The sequence below is a fragment of the Phytohabitans flavus genome, from assembly GCF_011764545.1.
Taxonomy (GTDB): domain Bacteria; phylum Actinomycetota; class Actinomycetes; order Mycobacteriales; family Micromonosporaceae; genus Phytohabitans; species Phytohabitans flavus.
On the sequence record NZ_AP022870.1, the window covers coordinates 4567868 to 4588676 of the forward strand.

Annotated in this window: 21 protein-coding genes; 12 read left to right on the forward strand and 9 right to left on the reverse strand. The window is 70.9% G+C overall.

From position 1 onward, the window contains the following. The first annotated feature begins 119 nt into the window (after positions 1–119). On the forward strand, positions 120–1298 hold the full coding sequence (locus Pflav_RS19925) for a GDSL-type esterase/lipase family protein (protein WP_173037498.1): 1179 nt from the start codon (positions 120–122) through the stop codon (positions 1296–1298). Further along, positions 1202–1750, forward strand: coding sequence for a proprotein convertase P-domain-containing protein (locus tag Pflav_RS19930; protein WP_173037499.1), 549 nt, complete (start codon positions 1202–1204; stop codon positions 1748–1750). The genes Pflav_RS19925 and Pflav_RS19930 overlap by 97 nt, the downstream gene beginning before the upstream one ends. Positions 1751–1801: 51 nt before the next feature. On the opposite strand, the gene ku is transcribed toward Pflav_RS19930, so the two are convergent. Next, positions 1802–2692 (reverse strand): non-homologous end joining protein Ku, encoded by an 891-nt coding sequence (ku, locus tag Pflav_RS19935; protein ID WP_173037500.1) that lies wholly within the window; start codon positions 2690–2692, stop codon positions 1802–1804. A gap of 62 nt (positions 2693–2754) precedes the next feature. Next, complete coding sequence (locus Pflav_RS19940) at positions 2755–3612, reverse strand: winged helix-turn-helix transcriptional regulator (protein WP_232071653.1); 858 nt, start codon at positions 3610–3612, stop codon at positions 2755–2757. Positions 3613–3694: 82 nt separating this feature from the next. On the opposite strand from Pflav_RS19940, the gene Pflav_RS19945 reads away from it, so the two are divergent. The 5 genes from Pflav_RS19945 (at position 3695) to Pflav_RS19965 (ending at position 9747) form a co-directional block, all read left to right on the forward strand. After that, positions 3695–4504 (forward strand): ABC transporter permease, encoded by an 810-nt coding sequence (locus tag Pflav_RS19945; protein ID WP_173037502.1) that lies wholly within the window; start codon positions 3695–3697, stop codon positions 4502–4504. Further along, positions 4501–5481 (forward strand): ABC transporter ATP-binding protein, encoded by a 981-nt coding sequence (locus Pflav_RS19950; protein WP_173037503.1) that lies wholly within the window; start codon positions 4501–4503, stop codon positions 5479–5481. Before Pflav_RS19945 ends, Pflav_RS19950 begins: the two co-directional genes overlap by 4 nt. After that, positions 5478–6299, forward strand: coding sequence for an ABC transporter permease (locus Pflav_RS19955; RefSeq protein WP_173037504.1), 822 nt, complete (start codon positions 5478–5480; stop codon positions 6297–6299). The genes Pflav_RS19950 and Pflav_RS19955 overlap by 4 nt, the downstream gene beginning before the upstream one ends. Positions 6300–7724: 1425 nt before the next feature. Beyond that, positions 7725–9077, forward strand: a complete 1353-nt coding sequence (locus Pflav_RS19960) for an ATP-binding protein (RefSeq protein ID WP_173037505.1) — start codon at positions 7725–7727, stop codon at positions 9075–9077. Between the two features lie 121 nt (positions 9078–9198). Then, on the forward strand, positions 9199–9747 hold the full coding sequence (locus Pflav_RS19965; protein ID WP_173037506.1) for an HdeD family acid-resistance protein: 549 nt from the start codon (positions 9199–9201) through the stop codon (positions 9745–9747). 54 nt (positions 9748–9801) lie between these two features. On the opposite strand, the gene Pflav_RS19970 is transcribed toward Pflav_RS19965, so the two are convergent. From Pflav_RS19970 to Pflav_RS19980, 4 genes are all read right to left on the reverse strand, one after another. After that, on the reverse strand, positions 9802–10494 hold the full coding sequence (locus tag Pflav_RS19970; protein WP_332107878.1) for a DUF1996 domain-containing protein: 693 nt from the start codon (positions 10492–10494) through the stop codon (positions 9802–9804). Then, positions 10416–10895, reverse strand: coding sequence for a hypothetical protein (locus Pflav_RS45910; protein ID WP_232071654.1), 480 nt, complete (start codon positions 10893–10895; stop codon positions 10416–10418). The genes Pflav_RS19970 and Pflav_RS45910 overlap by 79 nt, the downstream gene beginning before the upstream one ends. Positions 10896–11085: 190 nt before the next feature. Beyond that, positions 11086–12327 (reverse strand): hypothetical protein, encoded by a 1242-nt coding sequence (locus Pflav_RS19975; protein ID WP_173037507.1) that lies wholly within the window; start codon positions 12325–12327, stop codon positions 11086–11088. 11 nt (positions 12328–12338) lie between these two features. After that, the gene (locus tag Pflav_RS19980; protein ID WP_173037508.1) at positions 12339–12863 is read right to left on the reverse strand and encodes a SigE family RNA polymerase sigma factor; all 525 of its coding nucleotides are present in this window, start codon (positions 12861–12863) and stop codon (positions 12339–12341) included. 106 nt (positions 12864–12969) lie between these two features. On the opposite strand from Pflav_RS19980, the gene Pflav_RS19985 reads away from it, so the two are divergent. Then, positions 12970–13965, forward strand: coding sequence for a magnesium transporter CorA family protein (locus tag Pflav_RS19985; protein ID WP_173037509.1), 996 nt, complete (start codon positions 12970–12972; stop codon positions 13963–13965). Between the two features lie 7 nt (positions 13966–13972). Here the strand turns inward: Pflav_RS19985 and Pflav_RS19990 are convergent, their stop codons facing one another. Both Pflav_RS19990 and Pflav_RS19995 read right to left on the reverse strand, forming a co-directional pair. After that, positions 13973–14782, reverse strand: coding sequence for an FHA domain-containing protein (locus tag Pflav_RS19990; RefSeq protein WP_173037510.1), 810 nt, complete (start codon positions 14780–14782; stop codon positions 13973–13975). A 248-nt stretch (positions 14783–15030) separates the two neighbouring features. Next, entirely contained in the window at positions 15031–15876 is an 846-nt protein-coding gene (locus Pflav_RS19995; protein WP_173037511.1) for an SDR family NAD(P)-dependent oxidoreductase, read from the reverse strand. Positions 15877–15956: 80 nt separating this feature from the next. Between Pflav_RS19995 and Pflav_RS20000 the strand changes: the two genes are divergently transcribed. Continuing rightward, a complete protein-coding gene (locus Pflav_RS20000; RefSeq protein WP_173037512.1) occupies positions 15957–16505 on the forward strand; it encodes a TetR/AcrR family transcriptional regulator in 549 nt (182 codons plus the stop codon). A gap of 1 nt (position 16506) precedes the next feature. Here Pflav_RS20000 and Pflav_RS20005 read toward each other — a convergent pair whose 3' ends face one another. Continuing rightward, positions 16507–17817, reverse strand: a complete 1311-nt coding sequence (locus Pflav_RS20005; RefSeq protein WP_173042538.1) for a M20/M25/M40 family metallo-hydrolase — start codon at positions 17815–17817, stop codon at positions 16507–16509. Between the two features lie 14 nt (positions 17818–17831). Here Pflav_RS20005 and Pflav_RS20010 point away from each other — a divergent pair, with 14 nt between their 5' ends. From Pflav_RS20010 to Pflav_RS20020, 3 genes are read left to right on the forward strand one after another with little or no spacing between them, the layout of a single operon-like run. Continuing rightward, the gene (locus Pflav_RS20010) at positions 17832–18338 is read left to right on the forward strand and encodes a hypothetical protein (RefSeq protein ID WP_173037513.1); all 507 of its coding nucleotides are present in this window, start codon (positions 17832–17834) and stop codon (positions 18336–18338) included. Between the two features lie 50 nt (positions 18339–18388). Then, positions 18389–19858 (forward strand): HNH endonuclease signature motif containing protein, encoded by a 1470-nt coding sequence (locus Pflav_RS20015; RefSeq protein ID WP_332107775.1) that lies wholly within the window; start codon positions 18389–18391, stop codon positions 19856–19858. A gap of 43 nt (positions 19859–19901) precedes the next feature. Continuing rightward, positions 19902–20795: a TIGR04222 domain-containing membrane protein gene (locus Pflav_RS20020; RefSeq protein WP_173037514.1), complete on the forward strand. Its 894-nt coding sequence runs from the start codon at positions 19902–19904 to the stop codon at positions 20793–20795. Positions 20796–20809 lie beyond the last annotated feature (14 nt).

Consider the following 20809-nt stretch of genomic DNA (forward strand, 5'->3'; position numbering starts at 1 on the left):
GCCGGCGAAGGCGATCATGGTCGCCTAGCCGACAACCCGGTGCGAGCCGGTTGTGAGTCGGATGGGAGATCGCTCTCCGAACGTGGTCTGCGGCATCGACCACGAACAAGGAGAGAAAGATGCGCAACGCACGAAAGTGGTGGTGGGCCGGCCTGGCGATGACCGCGGCCCTCACCAGCTCGGTGCTCGTCGCGCCCGGCGGCACCGCTACCGCGTCCGAGGGCTCGGGCCCTCGGACGATCATCCAGCTCGGAGACAGCTACTCGTCAGGGGAAGGAGGTGGTTGGCAGGGCAACTCGGAAAATAGCGGTGGAAACCGGGACGGGACCGACCAGGCCCGGACCCAGACGTCCAGCGGGTGGGTCTTCAACCCGGACCGGGTGTACGAGCCCGGCACCTGGGCCAACGAGTGTCACCGGTCGAAGACGGCACCGATCACGTCTGTACGGCAGAACGCGGGCAACGTCGACAAGATGATCAGCGTCGCCTGCTCGGGGGCCAAGAGCCAGAACATCTGGCCGGCGGCCGCCGGTGGCGTGGCGCAGCACCCGGGCGTCGCCCCGCAGCTGACCCAGCTCGACTCGCTGATCTCCAGCGCGGACGACGTCGAGCTGGTCGTCATCGGGATCGGCGGCAACGACTCCGGCTTCGGTGGCGTCGCCCTGCGGTGCCTGATCGACTGGGCCAAGACGCACGGTCCGCTGCCGTACGACGCCCAGCACTGCAAGGACGAGGTGGCGGCCACGGCTGGCGACGACATCTCCGACGCCTACTACAACACCGCCAAGACGATCGACCAGGTACGGCAGACGCTGAGCGCGAACGGCCAGCCGGCGTCCACGTACCGCATCGTGCTCACCGGGTACCCGGCCATCCTGCCGACCGCGCTGGATGACTGGATCGCTGGTGAGGGCGCCGGTTTCGACCGCAACTGCCCGGTCCGCAAGGCCGACTCCCAGTGGATCAACCAGCACTTCGTCACCCGGCTCAACGACGTCACCCGGTCCATCGCCGAGGACAAGGGCGTGGGCTTCATCGACCTGCGGGACGCCTTCGGCGGGCACCGGCTGTGCGAGGCCGGTACCGTCCGCGGGCGGCGGCCGCCAGCAACCCGGCCAGCGCCGAGTGGGTCCGCTTCGTGGACGTGCACACCCCGAGCGCCTGGGACACGCTCAAGGCACTCCTCGACGACGGGGCCTCGATGTCCGATGTGGACGACATCGGCAACGCCCAGCGCACGTACTCCGAATCGCTGCACCCGAACGACTACGGCCAGGAGGCGATCGGCAAGTGCCTGACCAGCTACCACCTCCAGACCACCGGAAACCAGCGGCTGGCCTGCGTCAACGGCGCCGGCCAGGTGGGGCTGCCGCGGGACATGGTCCTCACCGCTACGCCAGCGTCGGCCCAGCTCACCGACAACCCGACTCCTGACCCGACGATCGGGCACCCGCTCACCCGGACGGTCACCGTCCCGAGTGGTGTCCCGGCGGGTCACTACGTCCAGGCGTTCCTCGACATCGAGCACCCGCTCAAGGGCGAGCTGAAGATCAACCTCGAGGCCCCGGACGGCACGTTCTACCTACTGCGTGACTACAACTGGAACGACACCGGCGCCTGGGCCGACGGCACGTGGACCTTCAACCACCTCGGCGACCCGTCCGGCACCTGGACCCTGCGGGTCTGGGACGGCACCAACCCGGCGTACAACACCGGGACGTTCAACAGCTGGAAGCTGAAGCTCTTCTGATCCATCCATCGCCGGCGGTGTGTCCATCCAGGACACACCGCCGGACCGTACTCAGGCAGCTTTCTTCTTCGCGCGGGGCGCGGCCTTCTTAGGAGCCGCCTTCTTCGCGGGGGCAGCGGCCTTCTTCTTCGCGGGGGGCGCCTTCTTCGCCGTACCGCGTGCGCTCTTGGCCGCGTCGACGCTGCGGCGCAGTACGTCCATCAGGTCGGTCACGTTCGTCGCCTCGGGCGCCTGCTCAGCCAGGGTGACCGCGGCGCCCTCCTTCTTGGCGTCGATCAGCTCCTTGACCCGGTCGGTGTACGTGTCGCGGTAGTCCGCCGGCTGCCACGGGCTGCTCATGGAGTCGATCAGCTGGGCGGCCATCCGCAGCTCCTGCGGGCGCGGCTTCGTGTCGCCGGGCAGGCTGGCGAGCTCGTCGCGCGGATTGCGTACCTCGTCGGCGAAGTGCATCGTCTCCAGCACCAGCAGCCCGTCCTGGGGCCGGATCGCCGCCAGGTACTCCTTGCTGCGCATCACCAGCGTGCCGATCGCGGCCCGGTTGGCGTCCGCCATCGCGTCGCGCAGCAGCGCGTACGTCTTGGCGGTGTCGTCGCTGCCCGGCGCGAGGTAGTACGACTTCTGGTAGTAGACAGGGTCGATCTCGTCCAGGCCGACGAACGCGTGCACCTCGATGGACCGCGAGCGGCCCGGCGCGATCTGGTCGAGCTCGTCCGGCTCGACCATCACGTACTCGCCGCCGCCGACGTCCGCGCCCTTGACGATGTCCCCGAACTCGACCTCTTTCCCGGTGCGCTCGTTGACCCGCCGGTACCGGATCCGGTCACTCGTGCCTTTCTGGAACTGGTGGAACGACACCTCGTGTTCCTGCGTCGCCGAGTAGATCCGGACCGGTACCGACACCAGCCCGAAACTGATCACGCCACTCCAGATCGACCGCGCCACGGTTTCACCACCTCCTGGTCCGCTCATTCAGCGGTACCCGCCCAGCCCCGGCCCGAACCCGATCAGGCGAGCGCGGTGGCCGTGGTGAGCGCCTCCTCCACAGCGCCGGGGATGTCGGTGACCGGGAAGATGGCGTGCCGCACGGTACGGTCGCGGGCCACCACGAGCACCGCGCGCTTGAGCCGGGGCTGCTGGCCGATCCGGGCGGTGGGCAGGCGCAGCGCGGCCGCCAGCCGCAGGTCCACATCGGACATCAGCGGAAACGGCACGTCCTCGGCGGCGGCGAACGCGGCCTGCTCCTCCGGGCGCTGCGTGCTCACCCCGTGCACCGCGACACCAGCGGCGGTGAAGGCCGGCCAACGGTCACGGAAGAGGCGATTTTCCAACGTGCAGCCGATCGTGCCGGGGATCTGGTCCCAGCCGGCGGGCAGCGGGTTCGGGCGGCCGGTCGACGGGTAGGTGAACAGCACCGTGACGGCCGCGTCCGCCGCCACCGGATCCCGCCACCCACCGGCCGAGTCGGCGAGCGTGAGGCCGGCCGGGACGGTACCGCCGGGCAGTGACCGGGTGCGGAGCGCCTCGGCGCTGTCGGCGGCCGCGGTGGCGCTGAGCGTACCGTCGCCGAGCAGCCACCGGTCCGCCCAGTCCTGCATGCTCACCAGCACCGGGAGGAACGCCTGCCCGCGCGGGGTGAGGCGGTACTCGTACCGAGGCGGGCGGTCCTGGTACGGCATTTTCGCGACGACCTCGTGCTCGACGAGGTGGGCGAGCCGCTCGGTGAGCACCTTCCGGGAGACGCCCAGCTCACCGACGAGCTCGTCGAAGCGCATCCGGCCGCGGGCCACCTCGCGGAGCACCAGCAGGTTCCACCAGTCGCCCATGACGGCGGCGGCATTGGCGATGCCGCATGTCTCGTCCACGACACGACCTATGTACATCGAACCCCCTCGGGGGTAAGTTTCCATTCGAAACTCACTCTGTCCTCGCCAGGAAGGATACGACGTGCCGACCGCATTGCCCACGATGCGCCGCAACTGGCTGGTGACCCTGCGGGCGTATCCATGGACCTACTTCATCGGCACGGTCGCCACCGGTGTGCTCACGGTTGGCCTGGCCTATCTCGCCTTTCACGCGATCGGGGGTGGCCAGGTCAGCGCGGGTTTCCTGGCCGACGGCGGGACGGGCGACTACCTGGGCTACGTCACCGTGGGCGCGGCGGCGCTCATGTTCGCCACCCGGATGGTGTTGTGGGTCGCGAAGGCCCAGATCACCGAGCAGCGCGAGGGCACGCTCGAAAGCCAGCTGCTCGCGCCGGCGCGGCGCCTGCCGTACCTCGTCGGTGTGGGTTTGCAGGCCTTCACCACGACGGTGGCCGAGGTCGCGGTGATGCTCGCCTTCGCGATCGCCATCGGGGTGCGGCTGCCGGCCCCCGACCCGCTCGCGCTGCTCTGCGCGATCGCGGCGGTGGGGGTGGCCGTCTTCGGGCTGTCCGTGCCGCTCAGCGCCATCATGATCACGGTCGGCGAGGCGCACATCACGCAGAACACGCTCTTCGTCGGCATGGCGCTGCTCTGCGGGTTCACGTTTCCGCCGGCGATGCTCCCCGACCCGCTGCGGTGGCTCGGCGAGGCGCTCCCGCTCACCTCGGGGCTGCGCGCCCTGCGGGACGCCGCACTTCATCACGCCCCGGTCGGCGCGGTCCTCCCGGACCTGCTGATCTGCGCCGGCCTGGGCGCCGTGTACCTCGCCGCCGGCCTGCGCCTGCTGGGGCCGGCCGAGCGGATCGCCGTCCAGCGGGGCGGTGCGGCATGAGCGCCGGCATCGTCACGCACGGGCTGACCAAAGTCTTTCCGCCGCCGAGCCGCCTGTTTCGCAAGCGTCCGCCGGCCCCGGCGCCCGCCGTCGACGGGCTCTCGCTGGCGATCCCGCCCGGCGCGGTGACCGGCCTGCTGGGGCTCAACGGCGCCGGCAAGACCACCACCATCAAGATGCTGGCGACGCTGCTCCGCCCCACGACGGGTACGGCGACGGTCGACGGGCTCGACGTGGTCCGCGACGCCCGCGAGGTGCGCCGCCGGATCAACCTCATCGCGGGCGGCGAGCGGATGGTGTACGCGCGGATGACCGGCCGGGAGAACCTCTGGTACTTCGGGCAGCTCTACGACGTACCCCGGGCCGTGCTCAAGCGCCGGATCGACGAGCTGCTCGACCTCGTCGGACTGCGGGAGGCCGCGGGCACGCTCGTCGAGCGGTACTCCCGAGGGATGCGGCAGCGGCTCAGCATCGCCCGCGGCCTGATCAACGCGCCGGCGTACCTGCTGCTCGACGAGCCGACCCTCGGCCTGGACGCGCCGATCGCCCGCGACCTGCGGGGCGTCGTCGCCGACCTGGCCGAAAGCGGTGTCGGCGTGCTGCTGACCTCGCACTACCTGGCCGAGGTGGAGCAGCTGTGCCGGCACGTGCACGTCATCGACCGCGGCTCGCTCGTCGCGGCGGGCAGCCCGGCGCAGCTGACCGCCGGGACCCGCCTGCCGTACAGCGTCGAGCTCACCCTGACCGCCCCCGCGCCCGACGCGACGAAGGCGGTGGAGGAGCTCGCCGCGCGCGCCGGCGCCGAGGTGCGGCACGACACGGACCCCGAGGGCCGGCCGAGGGTCACCCTCCGCCATCCCGACGACCTCGCCGGTGAGTTGACCACCACTGTGGTACGCGCGGGTGGCGCGATAGCCCGCGTCGAGGTGGCGCCACCCACGCTCGAAGACGCGATCCTGGCGATGGCCGCCCGATGAGCGCCGCGTGGCGGGTGGTCGTGGCCGAGGCGTTCAAGCAGCACCGGCGCATCTTCGGTACCAAGCTCGTCGTCTTCTCGATGCTCGTCTGGCCGGTGCTCACGCTCGCCACGGCGTACTACACGATCCTCCCGGTGACCGCCGCGCCCGGCGCCGCCGCGCGCTGGCCGCTTGTCGCCGATCCCCAGCGGCTGGCGGCGTTCCTGGCGGCCGGCGCGCTGGCGTACACATTCTTCTTCTCGCTCGTCCAATCCGCGTGGCACTTCTCGTTCGAGCGGGTCAGCGGCACGCTGGAAGCGATCTTCCTCACCCCGGCCAGCCGCCTCGCCCTGGTGATCGCCAACGGCTCCGGCGCGCTGGTCCAGAACGCCTGGCTCTTCGGCGCCTTCGCCGTAGCCGCGGCCACCGCCACCGGCACGCTCCACGTAGCCCACCCCGGCATGTACCTAGTCGCGCTCGCCGCCCTGCTGGTGCCAGCGATCGCCTGGGGCGCCTTCCTCAACAGCCTGCTGATGTTCTCCCGCGACTCCGCATTCCTCTACACACTGCTGGACGATCCACTGTGGTTCGTCGCCGGCGTGAGGCTCCCGCTCTTCGCCCTGCCGCTGTGGGTCAAGGCGATCGGCCTAGCATTCCCCCTAACGACAAGCTTGGCCATACTCCGCGGCGCCCTCCTGGACGCCCGCGACGCCAGCGACCTCGGCGGCGAGCTGGCGCTGCTGGCCGCGCTGTCGGTGGTGCTGTTAGCCCTGACCGCGGTAACCCTCCGCATCGGCGAACGCCACGCCCAAAAAACCGGCTCGCTCCAGCTCTTCTAGTCTCAAATCTTCAATTCCAAGACAGAGATATGAGCTACCGCGATGTCCGCGGTGGTCCGGACCGCTGCTCCCGCGGCCTCACCCTCCGCGTCCCACAACCCAACCCGCCCGACACGGCCGCCGGGGACGCTTAGCCCGCGCGGATCGGGCAACCCAGCGCTTCTCTGTGGCCGCGCCGCCGGCATCACCAATTCCGAAGCTCGCGATTCGGTGTCAGGTCGTGGGTCGCTCTGTGGGCTCCGGTTTGCGGTTACCCCTTTCTTGCCTCCGGCGGGGATCTCCGGCCTCCGGGATGGGGGAAGTGCCGTCCCGTCGGCCCTCGATCCGTCAAGAGCAGAGCGGACCAACGCCCGGGGCGCCAGCGTTTGTGCTGTTTGTTCCGGCTCGTGGGTGGTGGCGCCCCGGGCGCTGGCCTGCTCCAAGAGCAAGCGGGTCGAGGACCGACGGGACGGCACTGCGGGTGGGGTGCGCGCCTGGTGTCGCACGCTGACCGTGGTCTCGGTGGTGATCGTTCGCCCGATACCTACACGACACGCCGACGGCACCGCGGATTCCGGGCGAACGATCACGGCGAGACTGACTCGTCGGGCTTTGGGAAGACTTATTGTCGCCAGGGCAACCATAAGTCCTCACAAAGGGGTTTGATGATCGCGAATGGCCGGCATTGTCGGAGGGGCGCGCCCTTGATCGTTGGGTGCACTGGCCGTCCGTGGCGATTTGTTGCCCCTGGAGGGGCAATTTTTCGCCACGATCGTGGCGCGCTACGACGCCGCTTACGCCGATCAAGGAATGCCGCGGCCATTGGCCATGATCAGCGTCCTTTGTGGAAATTCGATCCCATCAACGCGAAATCTGGGGCCTCCGGCCCCGACGACTCCGAAGCTTTCCTGGACGAGTTAGGGCTCGAATCTGATTCGGCCGGCTACGCACCCCGCGAAGCCCGATGCCTCGGCGCAGACGCCTCCTATAGGGAAGCAGAGCAAATGCGGCGGGCGACCAACCCCAGCCTGGTCTCGGCGCGGGGCAGGCCGGGCGAGCCGGGCCGGGCGGTCCGTCGGGGCACCCGGGCCGGGCGAGTCCGGGCCGGCCAGGCCAGTCGGGCCGGGCGGTCCGTCGGGACATCCGGGCCGGGCGAGCCGGCCGGGACGGGCGAGCCCGACCGGGGCGGGCCGGGCGAGTCGGGCCCGGCGGGCGGGCCAGGCCAGACGGGCCAAGCCAGACGAGCCGGGCGGGCCGGGGCGGGCGGGCCGGGGTTGGGGTGGGGTGTGAGGCGCGGAGGGTGAGGCTGCGGGAGCAGCGGTCTGGACCACCGCGGACGTCGCGGTAGCTCGGATCGTTCGGCTGCCGTAGGCAGATCGTAGGGTGGGGTTCGCGCGGCTGGTGGCCCATTGTGCGGGTGGGTCGGGGGATGAAAGCCTTCGTGGCATGTCGAGGCCGCCGTTCTGGGTCGAGGTGCTCCTGGCGACGGTGGCCGGGGCCGTGGCGTTTGTGCTTGTCGCGTTGGGCTGCGCCGCCGCCCGCGACCGGGTGCCCGGTGTGGTTGTCGGTCTGCTGCTCCTGTTGGTGGTGTTGGCGGTCGCGCGCTTCGCCGGCATCCTCTACGCGCTGCCGGTCGGCGTCGTGAGCGTGCAGGCGTTCGACTGGTACTTCCTGCCCCCGCTGCGCATCCTCAGCGCCGCCACGGTGTTCGTGCTCGTCCTGTTCCTGGCTGTGTCCGTGATTGTCGGCGCCTTCACGACCCGGGCGGTCCAGCGCGCGGTCGCCGCGGAGAAGGCGCGTGGGCTCCTGGCCGGCGAGCAGGCGGCCCTGCGCCGGGTGGCGACGCTTGTCGCGCGGGGCGTGGCTCCGGCGGAGGTCTTCGCGGCGGTGGCGGAGATCGGCCAGGTGTTGCACGCGCGGGCCGCCGCGGTGGTGCGGTACGAGCCGGACGGCGCCTCCACCGTCGTCGCGGCGTGGCCGGCGGGGGCGACCGTGCCGGTGGACGGCGGAGCACGAGCGCCGATCACGGTCGACGGGCGGCCGTGGGGAGTGGCCGTGGTGCACCTGGCGGGCGGGCCGGTCCCCGGCGCCCGCGACCTGATCGCGAACTTCACCGACCTCGTGGCGACCGCCATCTCGAACGCGCAGGTGCGGGCCGAGCTCACCGCTTCCCGGGCCCGCATCGTCACCTCGGCGGACGAGGCGCGGCGCCGGCTGGAGCGGGACCTGCACGACGGTATCCAGCAGCGCCTCGTCGCGCTCGCGCTCTCCGTACGCGCGGCCCAGCTCGACGGCGACGTGCCGGTACGCGCGATCCAGGGCGACCTGACGTACGTCGTCGACGGGCTCAACGAGGCGCTGGACGAGCTCCGGGTGATCGCCCGCGGCCTCCACCCGGCGATCCTGTCCGAAGCCGGGCTCGGGCCGGCCGTACGCGCCCTGGCCCGGCGCTCCCCCGTGCCGGTCGCGCTCGACGTCGACCTGGCCGAGCGGCCCGACGAGGCGATCGAGGCGGCGGCGTACTACGTGGTCTCGGAGATGCTGGCCAACGTCGCCAAGCACGCGCAGGCGTCGACGGCGGCGGTCCGGATCGAGCTGCTCGACGGCCACCTGGAGCTGCGGGTCAGCGACGACGGCGTGGGCGGCGCCGACCCGGGGCGCGGGTCGGGGATGGTGGGCCTCAACGACCGGGTCGAGGCGCTCGGCGGCCGGATGGTGGTGGTCAGCCCGGTGGGGTGCGGTACCGACGTGCACGTCCGGCTTCCGGTGCTCTCCCCCGTCGCGGTGCGGACCGGCTAGCCGCCACACGTGAATACCCGCTAGCACTACCGCCGAAGGCGTGCTGGCGGCGCAGACCGCCTACCCCTCCCGCTGCGAGGCTCTTCCACAGGAGAGCTCAACGATCCACTGTGGAGGAGACATGTTCAAGTCGGCAACGACCTCGCTGCTGTGGCGGGGCATCCTGGCCGCCGCCATCGGCCTCGTCTCGGTCGCCTGGCCGCAGGTCACCGTCGGCGCGCTGGTCATCCTGTTCGCCGTGTACGCGTTCGTGCACGGCGCCACCGACGCCGGCCGCGCGTTCAGCAGTGACCGCGTCGGCCCGGTCGCGGGCTACCTGGCGCTCGCCCTGATCTCGCTCGTGGCGGGCGTTGGCGCGCTTGTGTGGCCCGGCATCACCGCGCTCGTACTCACGATCTGGATCGGCGCCTGGGCCATCACGACCGGCGTGGTCGACCTCGTGGTGGCGTTCCGGGGCAACAAGATCGCTGGGCAGCGGGCCATGTGGGCGCTGACCGGCCTGGTCTCGATCGGGTTCGGCGTGGTCCTGTTTATCCGCCCGGACCTCGGTGCGCTCACGCTCGCCACGCTGTTCGGCCTGTTCGCGATCGTCTACGGCGTCGCCACGATCGTCAGCGCGATCCAGGCCCGGAAGGCCGACCACCAGGTCGGGCAGCTCGCGACCCGCTGAGCCAAGTCAGTGGAGGCCGTCCGCGGGGACGGCCTCCACTGTTTTTGGGGGGATTCAGAAGTTGCCTTGTGAGTTGCACTTCACGCCCTGGTTGAGGCAGTTGCGCACACGGGCCGCGAGCGGACTGTCCTCCCAGGCGTTGAAGAAGTCGGCGTGCATCGAGAAGGACGTGCCCGACGACAGCGTGATGCCGTTGGTGTTGGTGCTCAGCGGGTACGCGATGACGAACGAGACCGACGGCACCGGCACCGGGTGGCTCTTCGGGCAGGCGCCGGTGTGGTCGCCCATCGCCATGTGCGCCTTGTGGTCCGGGCTGTCCAGGTGCTTGCCGTCCCAGCAGTCGAAGAACGTCACCTGGCGGACAAGCTCGGCGGTCTTCGCGCAGACCGGGAAGAGCCCGTCGGCGGTCCGGCCGGTCTCGCCGCCGATGCCCGCGCACCAGAAGTGGTTGCCCTGCTTGTCCGGGGTGTCGGTCTGCTTCCTCGCGTCACCCGTGATCATCCGCAGCCCGGGCGGGAAGGGCTGTGTCTTGCTCGGGTCCTTGAGGCGCGATCCATAGTAGACGGTCACCTCCTTGGGATCGACAACCTTCCCCTTCTGTAGCAGCGTGGGGATCCAGTAGGCGGAGTGGTCGTCGGCCACGTTGCAGCTCGTCGCGGTGGCGCGCATCAGCGACTCGTACGTGGAGGACGCGTCGGTGGACTTGTTGCCGAAGAAGGTGTGGTTGTGCGAGGCGCCGGGCAGCAGGGGAAGACGATCGGGTCGTCGTCGTTGTGGTGGCTGACTTTGCAGCCGACGTTGAACTCCGGCACCTTGACCGGGTTGCCCGTGACCGTCTTGGGCTTACGGGCGAAGAACGCCTTGGTCCGGGCCGCCTGCGCCGCCTGGTCGATCTTTATCCAGCCGCCCTTGTTGACCGGCGGGCGGGCGCCGGCCGAGGGCGTGGGCGGCGCCGCTTTCGCGCTCGGGGAGGGCGACGGCGTGGTGGCCGCCGGCGTTCCCACGAGCTGCGCCGGCTCTACCGACTCCTCGGCGGTGGCCGGGGGTTGGTCGGCGGCAGCCGCGGGCGTGGGCTGGTCCTTGCAGCCACCGGCCAGCACCACGCTGAGCAGCAGGACGGCGGCGACCGGTCGAAGTCTTCTCGTCATCGGGGAACGCACCTTTCTTCCGCGCTGGGAAGAATACGATCAGGCGTTCTCCGGTACGAAGGGGAATTGTTTAGGGGCTCCTTAAAAGAAGCCCCACTGTGCGCTTTCTCAAACTTTCCAGAAATCCGTAATCGGGTACTCATTCGAGAGGGCCGGACCGGCGCGGGCCCGGCCCTCCCGGCGCGGTCGCCTACCGGCAGCGCCAGACGACTGCCTGGATCGTGTCGCTGTGGTCGTCGGACTGGCCGCCGATCGTACGGCCGTCGTCGCTGACCGTGTTGGGGATGTTGGACAAACCGTCCGGCGTCCGCACGTCCAGGGCCGGCAGCACCACCGCCTGGTCGTCGGCGACGAGCACCGCGCGGCCCTGCTTGTCGGTGCCGACCTGCCAGCCGTGCGCGTTCGTGGCGTTCGCGCCCATCTTCAGCCCGTCGAAGACACGGACCTCGCCGGTCCGGACGTTCCACCGGACCGCCACGACCTTGGCTGCCTCGGCGCCACTGGGGTCCTTGGCGGCGTCACCCTTGCGGCCGAGGCCGTTGGTGGCGGTGCCGGTCACCCAGCCGTTGCGGATGCTGGTGGCGGTGGCGGTCGCGGCCGGCTCGCCGTGGAGGGTCGGCATCGGGAGCTGGCGATGGGTGCCATCGGGGAGCCAGACGTACGGCAGCTGGTGGTCGAGGTTGCCGACGACCGTGCCGTCCTCGTCGATGTCGGCGGCCATCGCCCCGGACACGCCGGCGGGTACCGGCAGCCGGGTCGGCTGGGCGGTCACCGACGGCCAGCGCAGCGCGTGGCCCTCATCGTCGTCGCCCACGATCGCACCGGCGTCGTTGATCGCGGAGGCGGAGCCGCGCGTCACCCCGGGCAGCTTCGACACCTTGCCGCCGTGGTATGCGTACGGGACTGAGTAGGTGCCATCCGCGCCGCTGGTGTAGCTCCAGCCGACCGCGGTACCCGTGGAGTTGACGTCCCTCAGGGACTCTTCCACGTCGCCGGGGAGCATTACCTTCGTGGCCTTGCCGTCGTGCCAGATGACCGCCTGGTAGCCGCCGGGCCGGGGGTACGAGCGCCCCACCAGGTACTTGCCGGTCGGGTCGGCACCGGAGACGAGTGCCATCGGCGCGCCGTCCGGTGCGGGCAGCCGCTCGAGCACGCAGCTTGTCGGCGGGGTCGCCAGCGTCTCGATGGTGGTGGATGTGGTGGGCGGCGCACCTGTCGCCCCGGCCTGGGGTGGGGCGTCGCGGACCACCCCGGCCGCGACGACCGACGCACCGGCGACGGCGAGCACGGTGATCGCCGCGGCGCCCGTGTACCCGGCCGCTCGGCGGGCCCGGCGACGGCGACCTGTGGCGATCGCGCGCTGCACGTCCACAGTAGACGGCGTGCGCGGCTCGTCGTCCAGCGAACGCAACAGCTCGATTTCGGATGGCATCTATCGGCTCCTCAGTTCAAAGTCGGGGTAGCCCGCGAGTAGCCCACAAGCTCCCGCTCGCCGAGCAGGCGCCGGAGGGTGGCCAGCCCTCGGGCGGTCTGGCTCTTGACCGTGCCCGTCGAGCAGCCGAGCATCGCTGCCGCGTCCTCGACGGAGAGGTCGTAGAAGAAGCGCAGCACCAGCACGGCCTGCTGCCGCCGGGGCACCTGGCGCAGCGCCGCCCGGACGACCTGCCGGTCCTCGATCCCGTCGTGCTGGAACGCCGGTGGCTCGGGCGCCTCGCGGAACAGCCGGACCCGCGACCACCCAAGCCGCCGCTCGTCCACGTACGTACGGACCAGCATCGTCCGGACGTACCCGTCGAGGTTGTCGGCGGCCCGCGCGTGCCGCCACTTCACGTACAGCTTGGTGATGGTCTGTTGGACCAGGTCGTCGGCCCGGTGTTCGTCGCCGGCCAGGAGGAACGCCAGCCGCCGCAGCGCGGGGATCCGCGCCGTGACGTAGTCGACGTACTCCTGTTCCGAACCGTCCCGCATCGCTCTGCCCTTCCGTTGGGCTCATGTCACCCCTGAGACGGGCCCGGGTGATCGGCCGGTTGTCAGGGACGTGCCGAAAATCGGCGGCCGGTGCCATGGTTGTGAGGTGAATGCACCGTCCTGCCCCACCCAGACCCGGCTCTACGAGGATGGCAAGCTGATCGCCGAGGGCTTTCCCGCCGACCAGGTGCCGGAGAAGCTGGAGGCGCACCCCCGCGCCGTGCTCTGGCTCGACCTCGACGACCCGGGCATGGCCGACCTCGAGGCGATCGCCGAGCCGTTCCAGCTGCACCCTCTCGCGATCGAGGACGCGGTACAGGACCACGAGGCGCCCAAGCTCCAGCGGTATCCGGGGCACCTGTTCCTCAACGTGTACGCGATGGACATAGCGGACGGTAATCTGCTGCGCCTCACCAAGCACGAGATCAGCGCGTTCGTCACCGAGCGGGCGCTGATCACTGTGCGCAAGTCACCGAGCGACACGGAGTCCTTCGTCCAGCGGTGGGACGCCGACGCCGCGCTGATCGCCGCCGGCGGTGTCTCGTTCCTGCTGTACGGGCTGCTCGACGTCGTCGTGGACAGCCAGTTCGCGGCTGCCCTGCGCCTCGACGGTGCGATGGACGCCGTGGAGGACGCGCTGCTGGAGGAGGGTGCCGCGCCCCGGCCGGTACGGCTGCGCGGCATCGCGCTGCGCAAGCTCGTGGCCGCCGTCCGCCGGCCTGTCGCGCCGATGCCCGACCTGGTCGGCCAGGCGATGCGCATCAACGGAAACAGCGTCGACGAACGGGTCGAGCCGTACTACCGCGATGTCGAGGACCACGCCCGCCACACCGTCGACGAGGTGGAGCACCTGCGCGACCGGATCGAGGGGGTGCTCCAAGCCGACCTCGCCGAGCAGGGCAACGCGCTCAACGACACCACCCGCAAGCTCGCCGCCTGGGCCGCGGTCATCGCGGTGCCGACCGCGCTGACCGGCTACTTCGGCCAGAACCTCCCCTACCCCGGCTACCAGACCGAGTGGGGCTGGGTGGTGAGCACGCTGGTGATCGCTGGCTGCGCCTTCGGCCTGTACCTCTACCTGCGAAAGCGCGGGTGGCTGTAGCGCGCCGTCAGCTGGGCACGAACGTCAGCAGGTACCGCCCGATGCGGATCTCGTCGCCGGCGGTCAGCGCGGCGGTCTTGACCCGCTCGCCGTTGACATAAGTCCCGTTGAGGCTGTCGAGGTCCTCGATCGTGTACCCACTCCCCTGACGGTGGAAGTCGGCGTGCTTGCGCGACACGGTGGCGCCGTCGAGCACGATCTCGTTGTTGCCGTCGCGCCCGCAGGTGACCACGTCTCCGTCGAGCACGAACACCGCGCCGGACCCGGGACCCTGGCGGATCCGCAGCATGGCGGCACCTGCCGGCGGCCGGACCATGGGGGCGTCGCCGGCGTCGCCCATCTGGATCGCTTCCATCTGGGTGGTCGCGTCGAGGTCGACAAGCCGGTACGCCGAGGTGGGCGCCGGGTCGGCCACCCGCCAACGGGTGCTGGCGCTCTCCGCCTCTCCGGACGAGACACCTTCGGCGGCGAGCATCGCGTCGCCGCACCGGAAGGGCACCCCGGCGTCCAGCGCGAACGAGACCGCCTCCATCAGCCCAGCGGGGACCCGCACGCCGTCACCGACGACGATGTGGACCCGGTCGGTGCCCGCGGACGCCTCACCGATCTCCACGTGCCGGGCGGGCGCGCCCAAGGCGTCGAGCAGCTTCTTCACCAGGCCGGTGCTCACCCCGGCGGCCGACCGATCGCGTGTCGGCGCAGCCGTCGCACTGGCGGCAATCGGCAGGTAGCGGTCGCTAACCGCGTCCTTGAACAGCACGGTCGCCGGCTTGTGCCAGGCCTCCGCCCGCACACCCACCACGATCAGCTCTGCCATTTACGCCTCCAACCCCGGTCCATCCGCCCACACGAGAGTAGGGCCCTGCACCCACAAACGCACACCGGGCCTTTGGTCGGTATGGCCTCGGCCATCGTCCAGCGTCCCTGACCTCGCTCAAGCCTGCCTCCTGGATCTCGGTGGAGCCAGGCGAGGGGCGGACGAGGGCGAGCAGCTCGCCGGCCCGCAGGTCGAGGTCTACATCGGACAGCACGGTGGCGGTGCCGCGCCACAACGCTCAGGGCGCCTCACGGCCTGGCGCGCACGCCGCCGTCCGCGAGCAGTGACGTGGTGATCTCGTGCAGTCGGCGTGCGGCGGCCGGATCGAAGGCGCCGCGGTCGATCGGCAGCGCGCGCCTGCCCCAGTACGCGGCAAACGGTCCGGGCGGCGGCGTGTCAAGCAGGGCGACCATCGGGCGGATGGCGCGCCGAACCGGCGTCGCGGCGACGGCGAAGAAGGCGCGGGTCGGCACCCGCAGCGCCACGGGCAGCGCGCCGGGCATACCGGTGGCGACGACGCCGGGGTTGTACGACACGTAGCTGATCCTCGTGCCCGGATGCACCTGACCGTATCCGGCGGCGAGCAGGTCGTTGGCGCGGAACGCCTGGAGGACCGCCCGCACGCCGGAGTAGCGCCGGGTCAGCCCGATGTCGTCCCAGCGGACCCGGCCCAGCGGTACGCCGGGCGTGCCGACGTTCATGATGACGGGCCGGCTCGCGGCCTCGAGCGCGGGCCGCAGCGCGTGGCTGAGCAGGAAGCGGCTCAGATAGCCGAGGGCGAGGCCGTACTCGTGGCCTTCGGCCGTCGCGGTCCGGGAGCCGAGAAGGCGATAGCGCTGGGCGCACAGGACGAGCGCGTCGACCGGTGGCGCGATGGTGTCCGCGAGCCGCTGGGTCGCGTCGAGCGAGGTGAGGTCGGCGCGGACGAACCGCATGCGGTCGCCCCCGCCCAGCCGCTCGGCCTCGGCGCTGAGCATGTCGCCCTTGGCCTGGGTGCTGCCGACCGCGATCACGCGCTCGCCCTGGCCGAGATAGTGCAGCGCGAGACCGCGGCCGAGGCCGTCGGTGCCACCGGTGATGACGATCGTGCGCATTACCCCTCCCATAAGTGGATACTCTCTATCCACTTACGCTAGCACGAAACGGATACGACTCGTCCACTTACAATCGCGGGGTGGAGACTCGACCGCTGCGCCGTGACGCCGAGGAGAACCGCCGCCGTACCGTCGAGGCCGCCCGCGAGGTGTTCGCGGCGCGTGGCCTTTCGGCGACGCTCAACGACGTCGCGCACCACGCTGGCGTCGGTGTCGGGACGGTCTACCGGCGGTTTCCCGACAAGGAGGCGCTGGCCGTCGAGGTGTACGCCGCGGAGCTGGCCGAGATCCGGGCGATGGCGGAGCAGGCGGCCGGGGCGCCGGACCCGTTCGCCGCGCTCGCCGGTTTCCTGGAGGCGGCGCTGGGCCGGGCGGCCGCCAACCGCGGGCTGCTGGAGCTGATGCGGGCCAACCCGTTCGACGCCGGCGCGCTCGCCGCCGCCCGGACCGGCATCACCGAGGCGGTAGGCGAGCTGATCCGGCGGGCGCGGCGCGACGGCACGCTCCGCGCCGACTTCACGGTGGACGACCTGCCCGCGGTCGCCGCGATGGTGCACGCGTTGATCGTCACCGACGCGGACTGGCGCCGGTTTCTCGCCATCGTCGTCGACGGCCTGCGCGCGCGGTGAGTTAGCTGGTACGCAGGAAGCGGTCGAGCACGCGGGTGCCGAACCGCAGGGCGTCGACAGGTACCCGCTCGTCCACGCCGTGGAAAAGCGCGGCGAAGTCGAGGTCGGGCGGGAGCCGCAGCGGGGCGAACCCGAAGTGGCGGATGCCCAGCCGGGCGAAGGACTTGGCGTCGGTGCTGGCGGAGACCATGTACGGCAGCACGGCCGCACCGGGGTCCTCCGCGGCGATCGCCGCCGCCATCGCGTCGACAAGCGCGCCGTCGAACGTCGTGGCCACCGGCGGCAGCGTGTCCCACAGCAGCTCGACGTCGGGGCCGAGCACCTCGGCCAGCTCCACCTCGAAGGCCGCCTCCCGGCCCGGCAGCATCCGGCCGTCGACCGTGGCCCGCGCGACCGAGGGCACCACGTTCGACTTGTAGCCGGCCTCGAACATCGTCACGTTGGCGGTGTCCCGGAGGGTCGCACCGATCATCCGGGCGAGGTTGCCCAGCCTGGCCACCGCCGCCTCCGGGTCGTCCAGGTCGAACGCCATGCCGGTGATCTCCGCGACGCCGGCCAGGAAGTCGCGTACCGGATCGGTCAGCACCACCGGGAAGCGGTGTGCCTGGAGCCGTGCCACGGCCGCGCCCAGCGTGGCGATCGCGCTGTCCTCGTACATCATCGAGCCGTGGCCGGCGGTACCGGTCGCCTTCAGCCGCAGCCACATCGCGCCCTTCTCGGCGGTCTGCACGAGATAGGCGCGGACGTCGTCGGCGAGCGTCACCGAGAAGCCGCCGACCTCACCGATCGCCTCGGTGGCACCGTCGAACAGCTCCGGGCGGTTGTCGACGAGCCAGCGGGCGCCGGCGAAGCCACCCGCCTCCTCGTCCGCGACGAACGCGAAGATGAGGTCCCGCGGCGGCACGACACCGTCGCGCTTGAACCGCCGGGCGGTCGCCACCGTCATCGCGACCATGCCCTTCATGTCGACGGCCCCACGCCCCCAGACGTACCCGTCGCGCACCTCGCCGGAGAAGGGGTGCACCGACCACTCGGTGGCGTCCGCCGGCACCACGTCGAGGTGGCCGTGCACGAGCAGCGCGCCACGGCCCGGGTCGGCGCCTTCGAGGCGGACCACCACGTTTCCCTTGCCGGGCGCGCCGGACTCCACATAGGTCGGTGCGTAGCCGACCTCGGCGAGCTTCTCCGCCACGTACTCGGCGGCCACCCGCTCCCGGCCCGCGGCGGCGGTATCGGCGCTGTTCGTCGTGTCGAGGGCGATCAGCTCACTCGCGAACGCGACAACCTCGTCCGCCGGATCAGCCACAGCAATACGATACGACGGCGGTGGTCCTGACACTGGCAGCCGTCCGAGACGAGAGTGCGGTGGCAGGGCGCATGACCTGGACGAGACGTGGGTTGCAGACCGCCACGACGTGGGTGGCCATCGGCGCGTACCTGGCCGTCGTGCTCACGCTGGCACTGATCGCGTTCTGGCCCGGGAGCGACCACTACGGCGCGTACATCTCCCTGTGGGTGCTATGCCTGCCGACGAGCCTCTTGCTGGGACCCTTCTGGTTCATCGCGGCCGGCCTCGCAGATTTCGTACTGGACGAACCGATTTGGCTTTTCCACGTTGCTTGGTGGTGCCTCGTAGCCGCGTTACAAATCATCGTCGTTTCTCTGCTGGCCAGACTCTGGTCGGGTCTTGGGGCTTGTGCGGATGATGTCGCGGAAGCCTTTGCTCTGCTTCCCTACAGGAGGCGGCAACCGGCCATTTGTCGCCGTTCGCGCTACGTAATTGCGCGGCGCACGGCGATACCCTCGCAAGGTTGCAAATTCGAATATCCCTAGATCGACGAATATAACTGGTGGTCTTGGTGTTGATACGAGACAATTAGCGGGTGTCCAGGGATGCGTTAGAGCAGCTGCGCGAGGTAGCCGGAAAGTGCGCTACCGCGTCGGTCTGGACCCTGAGTGATGACGAGTTGGTCGATTCTCTGGACGCTATCCACCAGGCTCTGCAAACGCTTACCGCAGCCCAGCTGCATCTGATCCGGGAGATCGACGGGCGCGGCCTGCCGATCGCGCACCACGCTTCCAGCACGGCTGTGTGGTTGCGGGAGCGTCACCGGATCAGCATCCACGCCGCGAAACGGCTGGTCGACCTGGCGAGAGCGGTTGATGAGCGGCCCGCCCTAGACGGCGCCCTTGTCGCGGGTGCGGTCAACGCCGAGCAGGCGGGGGTCATCGCCACCACGGTCCGGGATCTACCGGACGACCTTGGCCCTGATCTCGTTGACGAGGCGGAGGCGGTGCTGATCGGTCAGGCCGAACAGTTCGAACCCGCCATCCTGCGCAAAGCCGGCGAGCGGATCCTCGCCCACGTGGCACCGGAGATCGCCGACGCCCGCGACACCGCCGCCTTGCAGCGGCAGGAGGCCCGCGCCTGGCAGACCCGCGCGTTCCAGCTCACCCGCCTCGGCGACGGCCGCGTAAGGCTCACAGGCTGGCTCGACGAGACCGGCGCCGCCACCGTCAACGCCGCCCTCGACCCACTCTGCGCACCCCGCCACGACAACGACGAACCCCGCACGCCGGCCCAGCGCCGGGCGGACGCGCTGGTCGAGGTATGCGACCTAGCCACGCGGACGGAGCGGTTGCCGGACAACGGTGGGCAGCGGCCGCACGTGGTGGTCACGATGCCGTTCGACGTGCTAGAGCAGCAGTTCGGCGTCGGCGTGCTGGACACCGGCGGGCGGCTCAGCCCCACCCAGGTCCGTCAGATGGCTTGCGACGCGCAGGTGATTCCGGCCGTACTCGGCGGCGACGGGCAGGTCCTGGACCTGGGCCGGACCCGCCGCCTCATCACCGGGGCGCTGCGGCGAGCACTGGAGCTACGCGACCGCGGATGCGCCTTCCCCGGCTGCGACCGACCACCGCGCTGGTGCCACGGGCACCACATCCGGTCCTGGGCGGACGGCGGATCCACCAGTCTCGACAACAGCGTGCTGTTATGCGGCTATCACCACCGGATCATCCACGGTGGACAGTGGAGCGTCCGACTCTGCCCGAGGACGGCAGGCCGGAGTTCATCCCGCCCGCATACGTTGACCCGCGGCAGCGACCACGTCGCAACCTCTACACCACCCGCTCCTGACGGCCACCGTGCGATGGCGGGCTCAACCAGGCAGGCCGCGCTGGTTCGCCCGCGGGGTGACCCGGTTGCTCTTATTAGGTCGGGGATCTCGGCGAGCGCCAGCGAGCCGCCGGGCTCCGCGGTGCCCGCGGGGGCATACGGTCTGGGACTGGCGCGGACCGGGGAAAATGTCCGCCTCTCGTTAGATGGATGGCGGGTCGCGTCGGGTTTTTGACAAGGACGCGACCTGCCTGGCCGTTCGCTCGACAATCTGGCGCATGATCGCTGCTGGCGAGGACCCGTGGGGCATCAACGGTCCCGACTTCCTCCTCTACTACGGCATCGCGCTCGCCGTGGTGTTCCTCATCGGCCTGCTGCTGCCCCGGTTAGTCGCGGGGACGCCGGACCCCATGCCGGGGCGGAGCCCGTCGGCGCCCGTGCTGGCGCTGCTCACCGGTGGGCGGGCTCGGGTCGTGTACGCCAGCCTCGCCGCACTCCGCTCGGCCGGCGCGGTGGCCGCTGGCCCCGGCGGTGTGCTGGTGGTCGCCGGGCCGCGGCCGTCGGGACTGTCGCGTGTGGACTACGCCGTGTACGACGCGGCGGAGCGGCGAGTGCGGACCCGCGTGGTCGTCCAGGATCCGCAGGTGGCCGCCGAGCTGGACGCGCTGGAGGCCGAAGCGCTGCGCGCCGGGTGGTACGTGCCGGACGGCCGGCGCCGGCTCGTCCGGCTGGGCGCTCTGCTCTTCCTCCTGCTCGGCGGCGTCGGCATCGTCCGGATCGTGGTGGGCTCGGCGGCCGGCTTCCCGGTCGGATACCTCATCGTGCTGACCGTCGTCGGCATCCTCTTCGGCTTGCTGCTGCTGGCCGCCCCGCGGGTGAGCCCGACCGGCCGCAAGGAACTCCAACGCGCCCGGTCGAAGCACAGCTTCCTCGCGCCCAGCTACGGACCGTCCTGGTCCACGTACGGCTCGAACGACGCCGCGATGGGCGTGGCGCTGTTCGGCTCGGCGTCGCTGATCGCCGCCGACCCCGGGTTCGCCTCGGACGCGGGCATCCCGAGCGACTCGGGCTTCGGAAGCGGTGGCTCCAGCGGGGGCGACTCCGGCGGGGGCGACTCCGGCGGCGGCAGCTCCTGTGGCGGCGGCGGTGGATGCGGCGGCGGCAGCTCCTGACTCAAAGACCCACG

Bases quoted from the DNA above. Each gene is read 5' to 3' on its own strand.
- Pflav_RS19925 (WP_173037498.1), top strand. From the start codon at position 120: ATGCGCAACGCACGAAAGTGGTGGTGGGCCGGCCTGGCGATGACCGCG.
- Pflav_RS19930 (WP_173037499.1), top strand. From the start codon at position 1,202: ATGTCCGATGTGGACGACATCGGCAACGCCCAGCGCACGTACTCCGAA.
- Pflav_RS19950 (WP_173037503.1), top strand. From the start codon at position 4,501: ATGAGCGCCGGCATCGTCACGCACGGGCTGACCAAAGTCTTTCCGCCG.
- Pflav_RS19955 (WP_173037504.1), top strand. From the start codon at position 5,478: ATGAGCGCCGCGTGGCGGGTGGTCGTGGCCGAGGCGTTCAAGCAGCAC.
- Pflav_RS19960 (WP_173037505.1), top strand. From the start codon at position 7,725: ATGTCGAGGCCGCCGTTCTGGGTCGAGGTGCTCCTGGCGACGGTGGCC.
- Pflav_RS19965 (WP_173037506.1), top strand. From the start codon at position 9,199: ATGTTCAAGTCGGCAACGACCTCGCTGCTGTGGCGGGGCATCCTGGCC.
- Pflav_RS45910 (WP_232071654.1), bottom strand. From the start codon at position 10,895: ATGACGAGAAGACTTCGACCGGTCGCCGCCGTCCTGCTGCTCAGCGTG.
- Pflav_RS19975 (WP_173037507.1), bottom strand. From the start codon at position 12,327: ATGCCATCCGAAATCGAGCTGTTGCGTTCGCTGGACGACGAGCCGCGC.
- Pflav_RS19980 (WP_173037508.1), bottom strand. From the start codon at position 12,863: ATGCGGGACGGTTCGGAACAGGAGTACGTCGACTACGTCACGGCGCGG.
- Pflav_RS19990 (WP_173037510.1), bottom strand. From the start codon at position 14,782: ATGGCAGAGCTGATCGTGGTGGGTGTGCGGGCGGAGGCCTGGCACAAG.
- Pflav_RS19995 (WP_173037511.1), bottom strand. From the start codon at position 15,876: ATGCGCACGATCGTCATCACCGGTGGCACCGACGGCCTCGGCCGCGGT.
- Pflav_RS20020 (WP_173037514.1), top strand. From the start codon at position 19,902: ATGATCGCTGCTGGCGAGGACCCGTGGGGCATCAACGGTCCCGACTTC.